14 protein-coding genes are annotated in these 17344 nt (G+C 63.0%); 3 read left to right on the top strand and 11 right to left on the bottom strand.

Features of this window, described 5'->3' with window-relative positions; translation table 11 throughout:
* Positions 1-3: 3 nt before the first annotated feature.
* Positions 4-3336 carry a TonB-dependent receptor domain-containing protein gene (locus GRI32_RS00690; RefSeq protein WP_160589216.1) on the top strand — a complete coding sequence of 1111 codons (3333 nt, stop codon included), beginning with the start codon at positions 4-6 and terminating at the stop codon, positions 3334-3336.
* Between the two features lie 135 nt (positions 3337-3471).
* Complete coding sequence (locus GRI32_RS00685) at positions 3472-4005, top strand: hypothetical protein (protein ID WP_160589215.1); 534 nt, start codon at positions 3472-3474, stop codon at positions 4003-4005.
* A gap of 154 nt (positions 4006-4159) precedes the next feature.
* Here the strand turns inward: GRI32_RS00685 and GRI32_RS00680 are convergent, their stop codons facing one another.
* The 3 genes from GRI32_RS00680 to GRI32_RS00670 all read right to left on the bottom strand — a co-directional run bounded on the left by GRI32_RS00680 (position 4160) and on the right by GRI32_RS00670 (position 8780).
* Positions 4160-6094 (bottom strand): VOC family protein, encoded by a 1935-nt coding sequence (locus GRI32_RS00680; protein WP_160589214.1) that lies wholly within the window; start codon positions 6092-6094, stop codon positions 4160-4162.
* A gap of 38 nt (positions 6095-6132) precedes the next feature.
* Entirely contained in the window at positions 6133-8082 is a 1950-nt protein-coding gene (locus tag GRI32_RS00675; RefSeq protein ID WP_160589213.1) for an outer membrane protein assembly factor BamB family protein, read from the bottom strand.
* A gap of 296 nt (positions 8083-8378) precedes the next feature.
* Positions 8379-8780 carry a MarR family winged helix-turn-helix transcriptional regulator gene (locus GRI32_RS00670; protein ID WP_160589212.1) on the bottom strand — a complete coding sequence of 134 codons (402 nt, stop codon included), beginning with the start codon at positions 8778-8780 and terminating at the stop codon, positions 8379-8381.
* Positions 8781-9146: 366 nt separating this feature from the next.
* Here GRI32_RS00670 and GRI32_RS00665 point away from each other — a divergent pair, with 366 nt between their 5' ends.
* Positions 9147-9749: an EF-hand domain-containing protein gene (locus GRI32_RS00665; protein WP_160589211.1), complete on the top strand. Its 603-nt coding sequence runs from the start codon at positions 9147-9149 to the stop codon at positions 9747-9749.
* Positions 9750-10518: 769 nt separating this feature from the next.
* Here the strand turns inward: GRI32_RS00665 and GRI32_RS00660 are convergent.
* Genes GRI32_RS00660 through GRI32_RS00625 form a run of 8 tightly spaced genes read right to left on the bottom strand, consistent with a single transcriptional unit; the run spans position 10519 to position 17278 of the window.
* Positions 10519-10854: a hypothetical protein gene (locus GRI32_RS00660; RefSeq protein WP_160589210.1), complete on the bottom strand. Its 336-nt coding sequence runs from the start codon at positions 10852-10854 to the stop codon at positions 10519-10521.
* 44 nt (positions 10855-10898) lie between these two features.
* On the bottom strand, positions 10899-11870 hold the full coding sequence (locus tag GRI32_RS00655) for a fumarylacetoacetate hydrolase family protein (protein ID WP_160589209.1): 972 nt from the start codon (positions 11868-11870) through the stop codon (positions 10899-10901).
* Positions 11870-12433: a cupin domain-containing protein gene (locus GRI32_RS00650; protein WP_160589208.1), complete on the bottom strand. Its 564-nt coding sequence runs from the start codon at positions 12431-12433 to the stop codon at positions 11870-11872. Before GRI32_RS00650 ends, GRI32_RS00655 begins: the two co-directional genes overlap by 1 nt.
* Positions 12430-13116 carry a glutathione S-transferase family protein gene (locus GRI32_RS00645; protein ID WP_272916770.1) on the bottom strand — a complete coding sequence of 229 codons (687 nt, stop codon included), beginning with the start codon at positions 13114-13116 and terminating at the stop codon, positions 12430-12432. The genes GRI32_RS00650 and GRI32_RS00645 overlap by 4 nt, the downstream gene beginning before the upstream one ends.
* Positions 13116-14270 carry an alpha/beta hydrolase family protein gene (locus tag GRI32_RS00640; RefSeq protein WP_160589206.1) on the bottom strand — a complete coding sequence of 385 codons (1155 nt, stop codon included), beginning with the start codon at positions 14268-14270 and terminating at the stop codon, positions 13116-13118. The genes GRI32_RS00645 and GRI32_RS00640 overlap by 1 nt, the downstream gene beginning before the upstream one ends.
* A gap of 3 nt (positions 14271-14273) precedes the next feature.
* Positions 14274-15176: a VOC family protein gene (locus GRI32_RS00635; protein ID WP_160589205.1), complete on the bottom strand. Its 903-nt coding sequence runs from the start codon at positions 15174-15176 to the stop codon at positions 14274-14276.
* An 11-nt stretch (positions 15177-15187) separates the two neighbouring features.
* Entirely contained in the window at positions 15188-16294 is a 1107-nt protein-coding gene (locus GRI32_RS00630; protein ID WP_160589204.1) for an FAD-dependent oxidoreductase, read from the bottom strand.
* 3 nt (positions 16295-16297) lie between these two features.
* A complete protein-coding gene (locus tag GRI32_RS00625) occupies positions 16298-17278 on the bottom strand; it encodes an MBL fold metallo-hydrolase (protein ID WP_237437296.1) in 981 nt (326 codons plus the stop codon).
* Positions 17279-17344: the final 66 nt, after the last annotated feature.

Below are 17344 nucleotides of genomic sequence, written 5' to 3'. Positions count from 1 at the left end.
ATAATGAGAAATCTGGATTTGAAGGCGCTCAAGTTGTGCCTTTTGGCGGGAACCGCAGGCGTATTCATGGCGCCCGGCCTGGCAATGGCGCAGAGCCCGTCGGCAACGGCAACGGCGCAATCGGACGAGGACGAGGATGACGACGGTCTGCCGGTCCAGACGCCAGCCGCACCGGGCCGGGCATCGTCGGCAACAGGCAGTGACCGCATCGTGGTGACCGGATCGCGCATTTCGCGCCGTGACTATTCCGCCACCAGCCCGATCGTGACCGTAGATGCGGACCTGCTGGAGGAATCCGCGGCGGTCAACCTGGAGGCAAATCTCAACAAATTGCCGCAGTTCACTCCGGCGCTGACCCAGTTCGACGCACAGGGCCTGCAGGCCAATGCCAACAACACGCTGGGCATTTCGACCGTCAGCCTGCGGTCGCTCGGCTCCAACCGCAACCTGGTGCTGATCGACGGACGCCGCGGCACCCCGATCAACGGCTCTGGCGTGATCGACATCAACTCGATCCCGTCTGCCGCCGTGCAGCGCGTCGAGGTCATCACCGGCGGCGCTTCCTCCACCTATGGCGCAGACGCCGTGGGCGGTGTGGTGAACTTCATCCTCAAGGACAATTTCGATGGTGTTGCGCTCGACGCGCAAGGCTCCATCACCGAGGAAGGCGACGGTTTCGAATATACCATCTCCGCCCTGGTGGGTGCCACGCTGAACGACGGGCGCGGCAACGTGATCCTGGGCATCGAACATTATGATCGCAACCCGGTGCAGCGCCTGGCGCGCAGCTGGTACAACGATCTGGCCACCAGCCCGCTAACCGGCGGCACGGATATCCGCGTCACGCAGAACTTCATCGATTTCCCGAACCGGAGACTGCCCAGCCAGGCTGCCTACAACAGCGTCTATGGCATTCCCGATGGTCTGACCAATGTTCCACAGTCCAGCTCGCTCTATCTCAACGATGACAATTCGCTGTGGCTGAACGGCTATGATGCCGCGTCCGACCGCTTCGTGGTGGTCAATTACAACGATGAGCTGGACGGCTTCTTCCGCAAGATCTCGGACGATGGCAGGCTGTACGAAAACTTCACCGATCAATTGCTCTCCAGCCCGCAGGATCGCTGGTCGATCTATTCCAAGGGCGAGTATGAGATTACCGACAATGTGCGCTTCATCTCGCAAGGCTATTACGCCATTACCGAGACCGTTTCGCGCAGCTTCTACAACTCCATGTCGGGCAGTGTCGGCGTGGAAATCCCCTACAACGATGCGATTTACACCGGCAATGCCACCTTCGGCATTCCATCGTCACTGCTGGGCAATGGCAATACCCATCCCGATTTCCTTGCCGGCGGAGCCTATGGCCTGGATTGCCCGGCCACGGGTGGCTGTTCCAACCGTCTGGTCTATCCGCTGACGCCGGACCTGACGACCTTGCTGAACAGCCGTTCCACGCCAACCGCCAATTACCGGGTAAACACCATCCCCACCGCCTTTGGCCGGCGCCGCACCGAAGGCCGCAACCAGACCTTCAACGTGTTGGCCGGTTTCGAAGGCACGATACCCGGTACCGACATGAACTGGGACATCGTTGGCTCGCACGGCGAAACCACTGCCAAGACCGATCAGTACGGCTTCGTCTCGGTCGAGCGCTGGCGGACGATCATGCTGGCGCCGAACTTCGGCCGCAACTTCGCGGTCACGGCAAACAACGTCTATGGCGCGACGGCCACCTGCACCAGCGGCCTCAGCCCGCTGACCAACCCCGATGCCTATTCGGACGATTGCCGCCTGGCCACATCTGTAGACCTGCAGCTGGAAAACCGGGTGGTGCAGGAATATGTCGAAGCCAATCTGGAGGGCGGACTATACGATCTCCCCTATGGCCAGGTGCGCTTCGCAATCGGCGCCCAGTATCGCGAAAACTCGATCGATTTCCATGCCGACGCCACGTCCGTGGAAGGTGCGACATTCTATGAAACGACTGCCGGCATTTTCCCGCAGGCGAGCACCCAGGGCAAGACCAACGTCAAGGAAATCTATGGCGAATTGCTGATCCCGATCCTCAACGACATTCCCTTTGCGGAGGCCCTGAACCTTGAGCTGGGCTATCGCATGTCGGACTATCGTTCGGTCGGCACGGTGCACACCTACAAGATCAACGGTGAATATGCTCCGTTTGACTGGCTGCGGTTCCGCGGCGGCTATCAGGTGGCCAGCCGTGCGCCAAACCTTGGCGAACTGTTTACCGCACGCACGCAGGCCCTGCGGTCATCAGCCGACGGCGATCCGTGTTCGCCCGCGCTGCTGACCGAACCGTTCGGCTATGGCAATTACTCGGCCAACACCGATCTCAACCCCGATGCCAGCCAGGTGCTCGCGCTGTGCCAGCAGACCATGACGTCCGAGGCGGTCAATGCCTATTACAACGATCCGGATCGCGTGTTCCCGGAACGCGGCTTCAGCGTCCCGACGCTGGAAACGGGCGCCCGCCAGTTGCAGGAGGAAACCGCCAAGTCCTACACCATTGGCGGCGTGATCCAGTCGCCATCGCAGGACCCCTGGCTCAGCCGTCTGAACCTGGCGATCGACTATTACAACGTGACCATCACCGATGGCATCGATCTGCAGGGTGCGGATTCGGTTCTGCGCCAGTGCTTCTCGCCCATCTTCAACCCGGGCTATGAAGTGACCGACGCCTGCCAGCGCATTCGCCGCGACGAAGCGAACGGCAATATCGAGCTGATCGAGGTGAACTATGCCAACCTTGGCCGGGTGGAGACTTCGGGCATCGATGCCAACATCACCTGGGGCCTGAGGTTCGACGAGGTCGGCATCCCCATACCGGGCCGCCTCAACCTCAATGTCAACGCCACCTATGTCATCAACTTCAAGACCACGCCTGACCAGTTCGTGATCCCGTTGATCGATTACACCGGCACCACCGGCGGCGGCGATGTCGGCACGCAGTCCAGCCCGTTCGAATGGAAGCTGCTGGCCCGCGCCAGCTATTCCGTTGGTCCGGCAACGATCGGCATCCAGTGGCAGCATTATCCCTCGCTGCTGGATTCCTCGACTGTCCAGAATGCAGGCCCGGCCACGCGCGCGGGTGTGCCGGCCTACGATCTGTTCAACCTCAACGCCCGCGTGGTGCTGGCGGACAATCTGAACGTGCGCTTCGGCATCGACAATCTGTTCAACCGGGCGCCGCCGCTGGCCGGCTATCTGCTGAACGATGTCGCCGGGGACCGGACGCTGCCGGGTGGCTATTACAGCTCCTATCACAACACCATCGGTCGCCGGTTCTACATGGGTGTGAACGTCGACTTCTAGGACAGCAAACGGGACCAAATCAGGCTCTCCTGGTCCTGTAAAACATGTGGCGGTGGGGTACTCTCCCAATCACGGTGCTGACACCGCCACATGCCTCCCTTCACCGCAACTCGATCGAAGAGAAGGTCCCCGGGAATGAAAGCGGCATCCAGTCAAGCTCTCCTGGCCTGTGCCATCGCCGCGGCGAGCCTGCTGGCGGGGTCCGCCACACAGGTTCAGGCGCAGGTTCAGGAAGAAAACTACCGCCAGATCGTCATCATCATGCGGGCCTGCGCGCAGATCGAGGATATCGGCGCGCGCGTCACCTGTTACGACAATAATATCCAGCCCGGCGGGGCGGCGGCCCAGCCTGCATCGCCGGTATCGCCCATGCGCCAGATTCAGGCGCGGGGCTTCGGCGCCGAGGCCTTGACCCAGGTGCAACAGGAGCGCCGCGACAGCCGCCCTGAGGAACTGGAGGCGCGGGTCAGCGCGGCGGAGCGCGTGCTGCCCGGCATCTACCTCGTCACGCTGGAAGACGGCGCGCAGTGGCAGTTCATCGATGCGGCGCCGATATCCTACGAACCGCCGCGTGCAGGATCGCAGATCCGCATCTATCGCGGATCGCTGGGAAGCTTCCTGATGCGCTTCGACGGGCAGCAGGGGCTGCGCGTTCGCCGCGTTCGCTAGGCCAGTTTTCGGTCAGGTCGGGCCACCGATTTCCTGCGCCCGATTTCCTGCTGACAAAAAGAAGGCCCGGACCACCTTGCGTGATCCGGGCCTTTCAGTTGGTTCCAAGCGCACCATGCGCTGGGAGGATTACCTCATGATCGCGGCGGAGGGCCTAGTTGCCGACCGTTCCCGCGCGTGATGCGGTGATGTAGTTGCGCAGTTGGACATTGCCCTCGTGGCAGGCGTATTCGAAGAATTGATATTCATCGTCGCGCTGCCAATCCAGCCGCGTGCCCCAGGGCTGAGTGAAGATCACCGGATCGGAATAATGCGTCTCGTAAACGATCGAGTCAGGCCCGGTCATGGTGAAGCGCTCCACCAGTTTTGCCTGCGTGCTGATCGGCGTATTGTTCTCCGGCGGGGAGCCTGAGGTGACAATGCTGGTGGCCGAAGGGCCGGGGCGGAAATTGCCGGTTTCCACCACCAGCGTGTTCGCATCCTCCCAATGGCCGCGGCTTTCGCCAAGCCAGTTTTCGATCTGCACGGGAACCGTCGCCCGGCCATCGACCGGGATGATGCGCACTTCGTGGATCATCTCCATCTGGATGGCCACGATGCCGGGCGCCTGAAAGATGCGCAGGCCGTTATTGTACATCATCGGCATCATCGATGCGGGCAGGCCGCGGGTGATGCAGCGATCCCAGTTATCGAAATCGGATACCCAGTTGAACGTCTGCCCGCGCGCCCAGCTCGACCGCATCTGCGCGGACCGGCGCAGGCCCTCTTCGGTCATCGCCGGCAGGCGGCCATCCTGCGGCAGAACCAGCAGCGAGGTCCGCCTGCTGCCATCGCCCATCTCCACCCAGTGGCCCTGTCCGATCGAATCCGCCGCCTCCTCGTTGTCATAGCGGCTGGCAAGGCTGTCTATGCGCGACTGGCGCTCGGCATATTCCGCCTCGGTCAGGAAATGGCGATTTCCCTGCTCGGCGGAGCGCTGCAGCGGCAGGCCGTTGAGATGATCGATCGGCCAGGTGCCGCGCAGATCGGGATCTCCCCAGGCGGTGGTGGCGGGCGTGTAGTCATCGGGAACAGGCGGCAGGATGGTCAGCGGATCGACAGCGGCGACAGGTGCCGCCTCGGCCCCGCGCGGACGGCCCACCTGGGCGAAATAATTCGTCACGCCATCGGGATCGTAGAACCACACGGTCACCAGCCCAAAGCCGGCAAGGCGGTTGAGCGGGGTCTGAACGTCAATGCCGCGGTGCTCCCCCTTGGCGGCGGCCATCGGCGCATCGCTGATCACATACTGGATGCCCGCGCTGCCGGTGTCCTTTGGCAGGCCCTCGCCCACGTCATACAGGTAGAGCGTGGTTTCGCCGTGGCGATAGGGATATTTGGTCACCCCCAGCAGCTGGTCCTGGACAGGGTCCAGCTCATCCAGGCCCACGAATTCGCGGTAATAGGCACGGCTTCGCGCCAGGTCGGAAACACCGATGCCCACGCCCACGCCATCGTCGGAATTATCCTGCTTGGCCGGATCGACAATCACCTGCACGGCAAATCCGCCCGGGTCCACGGTCATGGCGGCATGGGTGCCATCGGCCATAAGGGTAAAGTCGGGAACGGGGAAACCGGCCTGAGCAAAGCGCTGCGACACGGTTGCCATGTCGGGATAGGTGAGCGTGAAAAAGCGAATACCGGTGCCGCCCAGCGGTCCACCGTCGAGGGCATATTCGCGGCCACCCTGCTGGCCCGCCGACAGCTTGATCTGGCCGCTGCCGACACCTGTCAGGATCATCTGCTGCGTGCTGGTGAGCTGGATCGGATTGAGCGAGCGCAGCGCCAGCGCCTGAGTATAGAAGCGCACCATGTCGGCGGTCACTTCACGCGGGAAGCGCCGGAAGACGTTCATCGAATCCTGCACGAACAGGTCGCGGGTCGAGCTTTCCAGCTGCTGCTGCGTCAGCGATCCCGGCGGATAGTGCAGGTCATCGCTCACTTCCAGCTGCGCGCCTTCGGGCGTGCTGACCGTGGTCTGGGTGGTCTGGGCATAAGCGGTGGATGCGAGCAGCGCCGCGCCCAGGGCGATAGCGGTCTTGGATAACATCAGAAACTCTCCACAGGTCGATTGGTTTGCGCCCGCCCCTATTCGGGCACGGCAAAGGCAATGAGGGCTTCGCCATTGACCGGGCGCCCGTCCTCGCCGCGCGGCGGCGGTCCGGCGATCGACGATCCGGCAGCAATCACCGCCACGTACTGGCGGCCGTCGCTGCCCAGGAAGGACATCGGCACGGTCAGCGGCGCATAGGGAAGCTTCTCGCTCCACAATTGCTGGCCGTTGGCTGCATCGAAGGCGCGGAAATAGGCATCGCTGGTGGCGCCGATGAACACCAGGCCGCCCGCTGTCGCCATCGGGCCGCCAAAGGTGTTGTTGGACCCGGTATCCTGCTTGCCTTCCGGCAGCATCGGCGTGGTGCCGAGCGGGGTGGACCACAGGATGTTGCCGGTGTTCGCATCCACCGCGTGCAGGCGGCCCCAAGGCGGACGAATGCAGGGCAGGCTGGTGCGGCTGCCATCCTCGGCCACGAAGTTCGCGCTGAAGGATGAATAGGCGCCCGGCCCGACCAGGCTGCCCCGGTCGTAACGCTGCGAGGAATCGGCGGTGCCGCGGCCATAGTCGCCGCCCGGATTGCGGCCCTCGATCCAGCCGATCGATCCGCTCTCGCTGGTGTTGATATAGACGATGCCATGCTGCGGATCGGCGGCGCTGCCGCCCCAGTTCGATCCGCCATTGTGCGGCAGATTGATCGAGGCGCGCGGCTCGTCGCCTTCCTCATGCAGGAAGAACGGCGTGAACGGCCCGGAATTGAAGAAACTGCCGCCATAGGAATCAAGCAGCGCACGGCAGGCCGCCGCATGATCGGCATTGGTGTCTTGCGCCGTCACCACATCGCTGGGGTCCCACCACATGCGGCTGAGGGCAGCGGGACGCACCGGGATCGGCTGGATGGGAGAATACCACTCACCCGGCACATCGCCGGCGGCCACGCGCATCTCGTTCACGCCGTGGATCGGTTCACCCGTCTCGCGGTTGAGGATATACATCAGGCCCGGCTTGCCGGTCTGGGCCAGCGCCGGGATCGTGCGGCCATCGACGTGGGCATCGAACAGCACCGGCGGGGCCGGCAGGTCCCAGTCCCACAGATCGTGATGAATGGTCTGGAAGTGCCATTTGTAGGCGCCCGTATCCAGATCGACCGCCACCACCGAATTGCCGAACAGGTTGTTGCCGGGCCGGTCACCGCCATAATAGTTGGGGCTGGGGCCGCCGATGGTCATGTACACGGTGTTGGTCGCCAGATCGGCGGTGGTGTACCAGATCCACATATTGGTGCCGGACCGGCCCTGCCAGCCATCGTCCAGCCAGGTTTCATGGCCCACTTCGCCCGGCTGGGGCACGGTGTTGAATTCCCACAGCTTGCGCCCGGTCCGCGCATCATAGGCGCGTGAATTGCCCGAAGGTCCGCGCGGCATTTCCGCCGTGTTGGCGCCGATCACCATGACATTGCCAAAGATGCTGGGCGGATAGGAATATGGCGTGCCGCCGAACAGGATCTCGCCATTGTCGCCAAAGGTCCGGTCCACTTCGCCGGTGCGCGCATCCAGCGCGCGGATTCCCGATCCGAAGGAATAGAATATGCGCGGGCCGGTTGCGCCATCGCCCGGCCACCAGGATACAGCCCGGCGGATCAGCGCCCCATCGGGCACATGGTGCCAGAGCTCGCGGCCCGTATGCGCCTCCAGCGCGATCACGCCATTGCCCGTGGGCAGGTACATGATCCCGTCCACCACAATCGGCACGGTCCCGCCAAGCAGCCCGCCGCCGCCATCCGGGCGCAAGCGGACGCTCCAGGCCTGCTGCAGGTCCCCGACATTGGCGACATTGATCTGGTCGAGCGGGGAGAAACGCGTGCCGCTGGCATCGCGGGCATAGCGGACCCAGTTCCCCGGCGCCGCTTCGGCATCATTGGCTTGCGCAGGCAGAACCGGCGTCAGCAGGGCGGCACACGCTGCCAAGAGCAAATAGGCTCGCATTGGGTCGATCTCCCGAGTCAATCAGCATCGATTGCACGAACAGACAGACTCATTCGCTCGTGCGCAGGCCAAAGTCCTTACACATTGAATGATTATATTGGCAAATGAATATTGAGACTAAGCGAATTTCGATCGCACGGCCCCGCGCAGCCGTGGGCGGTTGCACTCCGCTTCACACTGCAAGAGCGGGCTTGTACGGCAGGTTGTGATGAATCGGGCAGCGGCAGAGCGCCAGCCGGGCGCTGGTCCGGGGAGTTGGTTCGGGGAGCGGTTCGGGCGGGTCCGTCGTTCGGGCTTCAGCCCTCACCCTCTGTCAGGGCGACCAGCGTGCGCTCGATATAATCGATGAATTTCGCCAGATCCTCATCGCCCAGTTCCTCGCGAATAGGTGCCTCGATCTTGGAGACTTCGGCGAACAGCGTGTGCATCGTGCGCTCGCCCTTTTCGCTCAGCAGCACCATGTTGCGTCGCCGGTCGACACTGGACCGTTCGCGGGTCACCAGATCGCGCCGTTCAAGCTCGTCGATTATGCCCACCACATTGGGGCCGGTAATGCCGGCCTGGGCGGCAAGCTCTGCCTGCGAGCTGTGCGGATTGGCGGAGATCAGCGCCAGCAGGGTCAGCGACCCGGTTGGCAGGCCAAAGGGTTCACTGACCGCGATCGAGCGCGCCTGCAGCAGGTTTCGCAGCAGGCGCATACGCGGCCCGATCGAATTTTCCAGGATACCCCAGTCCAGCTTGCGACCCTCCGCCAGTGTTCAAAAAAGCCAGTGCTTAAAAACAGAATGATTATCTCTAATGGGTTTACCTGCGCCCTGTCAAAGCGTTGTGTCAAAGTGGTGTCCCGCAATTGCATGTGCAGGGCGGCGGCGGCGGCCGCACTGACGGGGTGTTGGCAGGGCAAGGCGACCACTCATCAGGAACAATCCCTATTCCGCCTGGATAGCCAAGCCGCCATTTCCGCCACCGATAGGGAGTTGGCACTTTCAAACCGTGCCAGAACAAGGAGCAAGATTGTGCGAACTACTCTTCGGAATGCATGCCTGACACTGGCAATTGCGACGATGGCCACGTCCCCGGCCTATGCGCAGGGCGGCGGCGGTGGCGGTGGCGGTAGCCAGCAAAGCGGCCCTCCGGCCAGTGTGCCCGGTACAGGGACGATGGATCAGGACAGGACGCGGGACAGGCTGGATGTGCCCGATCAGGACCGTGACCGGCTGCGCGACCGCGACCGTCTGGATACGCCAGACCGTGACCGGGATCGTGACCGTGACCAACTCTATCTCGGCACGCGCGACAGACTGCGCGATCAGGACCGCGACCATGACGGCTTTATCGATCAGACGGAATTCCGCAGCTGGCATGGCCAGACCTTCACCGCGATGGACAGCGACAACAGCGGCGGTTTCACGCTTCAGGAATTTCTGAGAGCCCGCCTCGGGCCGGGTCCCGGCAGCGGAGATTCGGCAAATCGCCGCCAGCGCATGGAAGAGCGTGCCCAGGCCCGCAAGACCGAGCGTTTCCGCCTGATGGACGGCAATGGTGACGGCATGGTCACGCGCACCGAATACATGAACTTCGGTGAGCTCAACTATCTCGACGCCGATGCCAATGACGATGGTCGGCTCACCGTCCGGGAATTGCAGCAATTCCATCGCGGCTGGTGATGCCCCGCGTGCCGCGCAGCCACCCCGGGCTGCGCGGCACTGCACTTGCGGAAGGCACTGCACTTGCGGAAGGCAGGGCTCTGCGGAAGGCAGGGCGGCAGCCGCCTATCCAGCAGGGCTGACCGGACGCACAGCGTTCAAGTGCAGGGATAACCCAGAGCGATTGGGAAAGTGCCAAATGCCCTTGGGTGAAGTGATGGTGCGCGACGCAGTCCGGAGCGGACCGGTCTCTCCCTCGACTTCCCTGTTATGCAGGGAATTAACAGGGAAAGATGCAAATTTCAGGGCCAAAGCAGGCACTTTGAAGTCAGTTTTTGCGCCAGCGGGAAGAATTTATGATGATATTTCGGTGCCCTAAAGGCTAGATGTCCGCTTTCCCTGTTATTCGTCATAACAGGGTATTTAATCGACCGTAACAGGACGGTTAATCAGCATAACAGGCCTGTTAATTGGCAAAACAGGCTTAAATTCAAGACAGCAGAAATGCTGGCTTGATACCTGGCGAATTCGAGCAGGTGCTGTCAGTCTAATCGCAACTCGTCTCCGATCGACATATCATCACCACAAGTCGAATGATCTCGGGCGAGGAGTTGAAATAGCGGAACGGATTGGCCGGTTTGCGAGGTCTGGGCATGACGAATGCCCTACCCTCGTCCGCTCACTTTTCAATCAGGTGCATTTGCTTTGACAGGACCAAGCCAGCTAGCAGCCGTCGCCCGCCGCTGCCACGTTAGCCTGACAATGCCGGTTTGACAGTGCCCCCTCAGGACTAGTCTCCCGCGGTTCTGACACCTGCCAATTCGTCAAACGCAGCCTGGATCTCAGCCATCTTCGCTTCGGTCAGCACTGCAGATTCGTACTGGGCGGCGACGCGCAGGGTATTGGGGCGGCCCATGGTCTGAAACATGTCGTTGGCGTAGACCGTAGGGATCAGCCGTTCGAGGATCTCCGCAGATGCGGGATCGTCAAGCAGTGTGGCGATCGTTGTCGTTTCTACCGAATAGTGCAGGTGCGCTTCGGCTTCTTCATCATCCTGAGCTAGGGCCGGGGTGACGGCCAGGCCAGACAAGCCGACTGCAAGTGCTGCTGCGTAGATTAGTCTCATAATCGCTTCTCTCCCAATGGTGTGGACGTAGTAAAATCTGTTGGTCAGGGCCGGCAGACCACCTGCTGGTCGATTGCGCCGAAGGGCTTGCCGCCCGCAGCATCGACACCGGCCATACGGATGTGGTCGCCGAAGGACATGAACCCGGTCGTCGGCTTGCCGTCGGCAATGATCTCGATCGCGCGGCGTTCGGAAATACAGCTGGAGCCGACCTCGGCATAGCCGGCATTGGCAACCGTACCCGAGCCGATGATGGTGCCTGCCACCAGGTCGCGCGTGGTTGCGGCTTGGGCAACCAGTTCGTGGAAGCCGACATCCATCTCGCGCCCGTTGGCCGAGCCGAACCGCTTGCCGTTCCAGTCGATCTGCAGATCGAGACACACCCGTCCGTCGCGCCAGCCATCGTGCAGTTCGTCCGGCGTCACCGCAAAGGGAGCAACTGAGCAGGCAGGCTTGGCGAGAATGAAGCCGAAGCCAGTCTTCATCTCGGGCACGGCGTAGGCACGCAGTGACCAGTCGTTGATCTGCACCAACAGGCGGATGCGCTCCATTGCTTCGGCAGGCGTACAGCCCATCGGCACGTGATCGACAATGACGCCGAATTCGCCTTCGAAGTCGATCCCGTCGGCTTCCGAGCCGAAGGGCACGTCCTCGGTCGGTCCGTAGAAGCGATCCGATTGTCCCTGGTACATCAGCGGGCGCTGGTTCTCGATCGGGTCGGTGTTGAAGGCGACCTCCATCAGTCGCGCGTGGGTGGAGAAGACAGAGCCATCGAGCCATTGCCAGGCGCGCGGCATGGGAGCGCGAAATGCAGTCTGTGCGGTGATTTTACCGCCTGCCCCCTGCTCCACCTCATCGACCGTGGCCCGAAGTGCGGGTTCGGCCTTCTGCCAATCGGTGAAAGCTGCCAGCAGGTTCGGCCAGCGTTCCCCGGCAGCAAGAAAACGCTTGCCGTCCGCCGACACCACCACCAGCTCGCCGTCGGGAGTGCCGTTTGCAAGGGTCGCCAGCCGCATCAGAGGCCCTCCTTGAATGTGCCGTCGATCAGGATGAAGGCGATACGGCAGTTGCGGTCCGAGCGGTTGGCCCAGCCGTGGTTGGTGCCGCGCTGGATAATGATGTCGCCGGGGCGGCAGATGGTCTCGCCTTCGTCGAGGATCAGCACCAGCTCGCCTTCGAGCACGATGCCGTAGTCGATAGTCTCCGTCCGGTGCATGTGCGCGTGGCGCGAGCCGCGGCTGCTGTGCGACGATGCATCGCCTGCGCCCACTTCGGCAAAATGCGCCTGCGCTTCCTCTGTCGTGACGTAGTCCAGCCTATCCCCGTCCGGCGGGATGTCGAGCACGCGGATGCGGGTGCCGTTCTTCGGCGGGGTCAGCTGGATGCCGCTCTCTTCCGGTTCGCCCGATGCACGGTCAATCGGCGCTGGCGTCGCGCGGGTATTCCAGACTTCGAAGAACAGCGGGCCATGCTCGCCGCCGATTTGTTGGACGCGCGGCACCGGGCCGTCCTCGAGGAAGACAGCACGCCCCTCGGCATCGTGACCCGTGACGATACGCCTTACTGGCTGTTCGCTCATGGCTTGGCTCCCTTGTCGAATTGCGGACGGAACAGCAGGCCGCGCGCATCGAGTTCCTGCTCGGCCTCCGCCTCGCGGGCGAGCGCCGCTTGCGCGCTTGGCCGGGCGATGGCCCACGCATAATGCGCGGAAATGGCCGGAAAGTCAGAAGCATCGAACCCGTTGCCCGTCAGGCGGAACCAGATCCACGCGACATAGGCATCCAGCACCGACCAGTACGCGCCGAAATACCATTCGCTGGCGGCCAGCCTGGCCTCGACCGGGGCCAACTGCTGGGTGACCAGCTCGCGTGCCTTTTCGCGGATTTGCGGCACCTGTTGCGGGTCAGTCGAAACGGTCACCGGCATGACGAAGCGGGTCACCAGCGGGTGGAGATCGCTGGAACAGCGGAACAGTTCGGCCCGCACCCTGGCGCGCTTGAAAGGTTCGTCGCTGAGCGGGAGCAAATTGGCATGCGGGTAAGCTTCGGAGAGATAGGTGAGCATGGCGCCGTTCTGCACCAACACCCCGTCAGGGGTTTCCAGCGCGGGCACCTTGCCCGATGGATTGACGGCGAGATAGGCGGGCTGGCGATGCTCGCCCGCCATGAAGGCAACCAGCCCTGTCTCGAAAGGCTCGCCGATCTCCTCGAGGGCAGTCATAGTCACCCGGGCGCAGGTATTGGGGGCGAACCACAGCTTCATCATTGGGTTTGCCCTCCCAGTGTGTCGGCAAACCAGTCGGCGATATAGTCGCGGGCATAGGACATGTTGTCCGCCCCGACGTGCTCCACCCCGCCTTCGCGCGGCGTGAAAATCTTGAGTTCGCGGCGCGGCGCGTTGACCAGTTGCTCGTAGGCCTGGTGCGCGTAGTCGACCGAGATCTGCCGGTCCTGCGCTCCGTGGGTAATCAGGAAGGGAACGGCAATCCGGTCCATGTGGCCGTTCAGGTTCATCCCCGCTGACCGGGCGAGGAAATCGTCCATGTCATTCGCCCCGAAAGTCCAGAACACATGCGCCCAGTAGTGCGGGACGGGGTTCTCGCCCTCGCGCCGGATGCGCGCATCCTGCACCTCACGCCAGTTGTGGTTGGCGCCCCAGACGGCGCCCGAGGCAAAGCGCGGTTCGTAAGCGACCGCACGCGGCGCAAAATGGCCGCCCAGCGAGATCCCGGTCATGCCGATGCGCGCGGGATCGACATTGTCGCGCGCCTCCAGCCAGTCGACTGCCTTGCTCGCCCAGTTTTCCGAATGCGGATCAACCGGCAGGCCCTGCAGACGAATGGCTTCACCGGTTCCGGGTTGGTCTACGCAGAGAGTGGAGATGCCGCGTCTGGCCAGCGCCTCGGGCAAGCGCGACCAGTAGAGCAGTTCCTTGGTGCTATCGAGCCCATTGCAATATATCACCACCGGGCGCGGCCCTTCGCCGGCTCCGCGGGTGAACAGCGCGGGCATTACGCCTTGCGCCAGCGGCACTTCCACCCGTTCACGGTTGAGCGAACCGAGCACGGTCGAGCGTTCGACGCTAGCGAGTGCCTTGGCATAGGTCACCTCCCGCCCCGCTGATCCTTGCTGCTGCATCCTTTCGGCAACCAAGAGGTACAAGGCCGCGCGTTCGAGCTTGTCCGAGGCCGAGAAGCCGCGACCGCGCTGCTCGTCTTCTGCGGCGAGTTCGAGCAGCGTCTCGGCCTTGGCGACCCATTGGCGCATGAAGTCGGGCGTTCCTGCGTCTCCGCTTTCCGCAGCCGCACGGATTGGCTCGCACATGTCGATCAGCTCGCCGATCTGGCCACCGCTCTCCAGCGCCATGGCGACCGAGAGATTCCAGATGTAGTTGGGGAAGTATTCGAACAGAGCCATGGGTCAGGCCTCCGCCGGTTGGAACAGGCGCGGGTCGGGTTCGGTGTGCGGCATGGTCTGCGGGCCGCCGATGCCGATGCCCCACTGGTCCATGATCCGCGGACCAGGCGCGTGCACCTGAGCCTCGTGCGTTTCGAAATCGACCTCCTCCAGCTCGGCGGTATATTCGACCACAAAGCCGCCGGGGCTGACGAAATAGCTGAAGGTATTGTCGCCCGCAGTGTGCCGTCCGGGGCCCCAGCGGATATCGATATCCGCCTGTTTCAGGCGCGATACGCCGCGCAACATCCCATCGGCATTGGTCATGTCATAGGCCACGTGGTTGAGGCATGGCGGCCCCGGCAGCACGGCCAGCCGGTGATGCGCGGAGTTGCACCGCAGGAAACACATGAAGTCGCCCAGCCAATCCGATACGCGGAAGCCCAGTAAATCGCAGAAAAACCGCACCGCCGCCTGATGGTCGGGCGAATGCAGAACTATATGGCTGATCCGCACGGGCAGGCCTTCCCAGCGGTCGATCGCGCGCTTTTCGCCTTTTGCCACGTCCGCCGAAATCTCGAACGGCAGGCCGTCGGGTGAAAAGAAGCGGAAGCCGAAACCGCCGCCCGGTGCATCAAGGTCGCGCGGTTCGTGGATCACCTTGCAGCCGGCCGCAGCGACCTTGTCATGCAAGGCGTCAACATCCGTGCGGCTGTCGGCTGCCAGTGCGATCACCTCAACATGGTTGGCGTCGGACCGGTGCAAGCGCACCACGTGGTGTTCGTCATCACCCTGCGCAGCGAACCAGGCCATGCCGTCCTGTGCAGCAACTTCGACCAAGCCCCATTTGTCGGCATAGAACGCTCGTTCGCTGTCGAATTCCTCGACCCCATAACCGACGTAGCGGATATCGGTGACCCGGCTCATGATTGTGCTCCTTAAATTGGTTGTGCGACCAGGCCGAACATCTCGGCGGTCGCCTTGGCGTTGTCGACGGGCGGGCCCTTGCCCAATTGGCCCATGCAGATCGCCAGCGATGTGTCGACGATCCAGGCGCAGCGCTCGTATCGGCGATTGTGATAGGCGGTGAAAGCGGTCGAAGGCGTGTCGGCCAGCGTCAATTCCTCGGCCAGCACCAGCGCATCCTCGATTGCGAGTCCGGCGCCCTGCCCGAGGTGCGGCGTCGTCGCGTGAACGGCATCACCCAGCAGGACGACGCGCCCCTTGTGCCAGGCGCCGCGCACCATCAGCCCGTCGAGCGGGCGGTAGACCACGCCCTCGTCCTCGGTAATATACTGGGCGAGCCCGGCCAGCGGTGCGGGCACCTTGCCGCGCATCACCTCGGCTAGTCCTTCGGTCGGATACCACGGGTTCTCCGGTTCGGGCGTGGTCAGGTACATGTACATCAAATCATCGCTGATCGGCACTAGGCCTGCACCAATCGGGCCGTTGTAAACGTGCAGCGCATCGAGCCCCTCGCTGCGCGGCACGTTGTAGCGCCACACCGCCTGCCCGGTGAATTCCGGCCCAGCCAGGTCCGGAAACAGCATGCCGCGGGTCTGCGAATGGACACCATCGGCGCCGACTACTATGTCGAACCGCCCATTGCTGTCATCGGACAAAGCGACCGCCACGCCCTCACCGTCGTCATCCAGCCGGTCGATCGTCACACCAAGGCGAATCTGGGCGCCGGCAACCTGTGCTTCGTCAGCCAGCACCTTTTGCAGCGCGCGGCGGCTGATACCGACATTGGCCGGACAGTTCTCCACCAGCCGCGGCGAAGGCACGCGCGCCACCATGGTGCCGTCTGGCGCGTGGACCGCCACGGCATCGAAACCGACCGAGGCGGAAAGATAGGCATCAAGTAGGCCCAGCTGCTTCATCGCGCGCAAGACATTGCCTTGCTGGATGATGCCAACACCGTAGACCGACCAGTCGGGATCACGTTCGATCACGGTGACCTGGTGCCCGTCGCGGCACAGCGCGATGGCCGCTGTCAGGCCGCCAATTCCGCCGCCAACGATAAGGATGTCTAGCTGCTGCATCGTTCAGAACCCGTCCAGATCTTGTGCGATGGTGACCACGCCATCGTAATGCTCGCCGATCTCGGCCTCGTAGCGGCGCCAGGCTTCGCGCCCGGCGTTGCCGATCACCAGGTGCGTCACGACCACCTCGCCCACTTCCATGAATGCTGCCATTTCGCCAATTTGGGCAGGCGTGATGTGGTGGGTGCGCAGGTGCTCCAGCAGAATTGACGGTGGGCCGCCGGGGCTGTCACCGCGGGTCGGGCCCATGGCACTCAGGAGGCCATCAAGGTCGATCATCTCGGCCACCAGCAAGTCGGCACCCTGCCCCAGCTGGTCCACCGCTGCGCTGGGCGCTGTATCGCCGGTGTAGAGGATCGACCGGTCAGGTAGGTCGAAGCGAAACGACAGCGAAGCGTAACGGCCATATTGCGGGCTATCCGCCGTGAAGCTGTAGTGGGTGTTTTCTACATTGCGGACGGTCATCCCGCCAACCACAGCAGTTTCCCCGCCGCGCCATTCTACAACCGCGATACCCGCCGCCGGATCATGGACGGCCTCGCCCGGCACGCCGTAACCGGCTTCTCCGCCGGGCCGCATCGAGGCGATCAAACCATCGACAAGCTGACGCGTGCCCGGAGGGCCGTAGATCGTAAGGGTGTTCTGCGCCTCGGTCTGGAAACGCAGCCCCAGCACCGCGCCCAGCCCGCCAGTATGATCGAAGTGAAGGTGGCTGATGAACACGCCGCTCAGCCGTGCCAGCGGAACACCTGCCCGCGCCATCTGGTTTGCTGCCCCGTCGCCAACGTCAACCAGGTATACCTCGTTGCTTGTCAACAGCAGGTTCGCCGGCTCGGCGCGATCAGGATGCGGCACGGGGCCGCCATGAGTACCAAGCGTGATCCACTGGCTGGCGGGCGTCACTGCCGGGGCAGCCTCCTGCGCGGCGACCGGCTGCAGGCCGAGGACCGCGCCAGCCGCCATCACCGCCAAAAACTTGTGCATCGATTCCTCTCCATCTGCACCGCGGAGATGGCATGCGCCTGCATATTGTTCAAATTTTTTGAATTA

It is taken from the genome of Alteraurantiacibacter aestuarii (assembly GCF_009827405.1).
In the GTDB taxonomy this organism is placed as follows: Bacteria; Pseudomonadota; Alphaproteobacteria; order Sphingomonadales; family Sphingomonadaceae; genus Alteraurantiacibacter; species Alteraurantiacibacter aestuarii.
Note: the sequence above shows the minus strand (reverse complement) of the source record. Positions and strands in the feature narration are given on the sequence as shown.

Excerpts from the sequence above, each read along its gene's own strand:
- GRI32_RS00690 (WP_160589216.1), top strand. The coding sequence starts at position 4 with ATGAGAAATCTGGATTTGAAGGCGCTCAAGTTGTGCCTTTTGGCGGGA.
- GRI32_RS00685 (WP_160589215.1), top strand. The coding sequence starts at position 3,472 with ATGAAAGCGGCATCCAGTCAAGCTCTCCTGGCCTGTGCCATCGCCGCG.
- GRI32_RS00680 (WP_160589214.1), bottom strand. The coding sequence starts at position 6,094 with ATGTTATCCAAGACCGCTATCGCCCTGGGCGCGGCGCTGCTCGCATCC.
- GRI32_RS00675 (WP_160589213.1), bottom strand. The coding sequence starts at position 8,082 with ATGCGAGCCTATTTGCTCTTGGCAGCGTGTGCCGCCCTGCTGACGCCG.
- GRI32_RS00670 (WP_160589212.1), bottom strand. The coding sequence starts at position 8,780 with ATGCGCCTGCTGCGAAACCTGCTGCAGGCGCGCTCGATCGCGGTCAGT.
- GRI32_RS00665 (WP_160589211.1), top strand. The coding sequence starts at position 9,147 with ATGGCCACGTCCCCGGCCTATGCGCAGGGCGGCGGCGGTGGCGGTGGC.
- GRI32_RS00660 (WP_160589210.1), bottom strand. The coding sequence starts at position 10,854 with ATGAGACTAATCTACGCAGCAGCACTTGCAGTCGGCTTGTCTGGCCTG.
- GRI32_RS00655 (WP_160589209.1), bottom strand. The coding sequence starts at position 11,870 with ATGCGGCTGGCGACCCTTGCAAACGGCACTCCCGACGGCGAGCTGGTG.
- GRI32_RS00650 (WP_160589208.1), bottom strand. The coding sequence starts at position 12,433 with ATGAGCGAACAGCCAGTAAGGCGTATCGTCACGGGTCACGATGCCGAG.
- GRI32_RS00645 (WP_272916770.1), bottom strand. The coding sequence starts at position 13,116 with ATGAAGCTGTGGTTCGCCCCCAATACCTGCGCCCGGGTGACTATGACT.
- GRI32_RS00640 (WP_160589206.1), bottom strand. The coding sequence starts at position 14,270 with ATGGCTCTGTTCGAATACTTCCCCAACTACATCTGGAATCTCTCGGTC.
- GRI32_RS00635 (WP_160589205.1), bottom strand. The coding sequence starts at position 15,176 with ATGAGCCGGGTCACCGATATCCGCTACGTCGGTTATGGGGTCGAGGAA.
- GRI32_RS00630 (WP_160589204.1), bottom strand. The coding sequence starts at position 16,294 with ATGCAGCAGCTAGACATCCTTATCGTTGGCGGCGGAATTGGCGGCCTG.
- GRI32_RS00625 (WP_237437296.1), bottom strand. The coding sequence starts at position 17,278 with ATGCACAAGTTTTTGGCGGTGATGGCGGCTGGCGCGGTCCTCGGCCTG.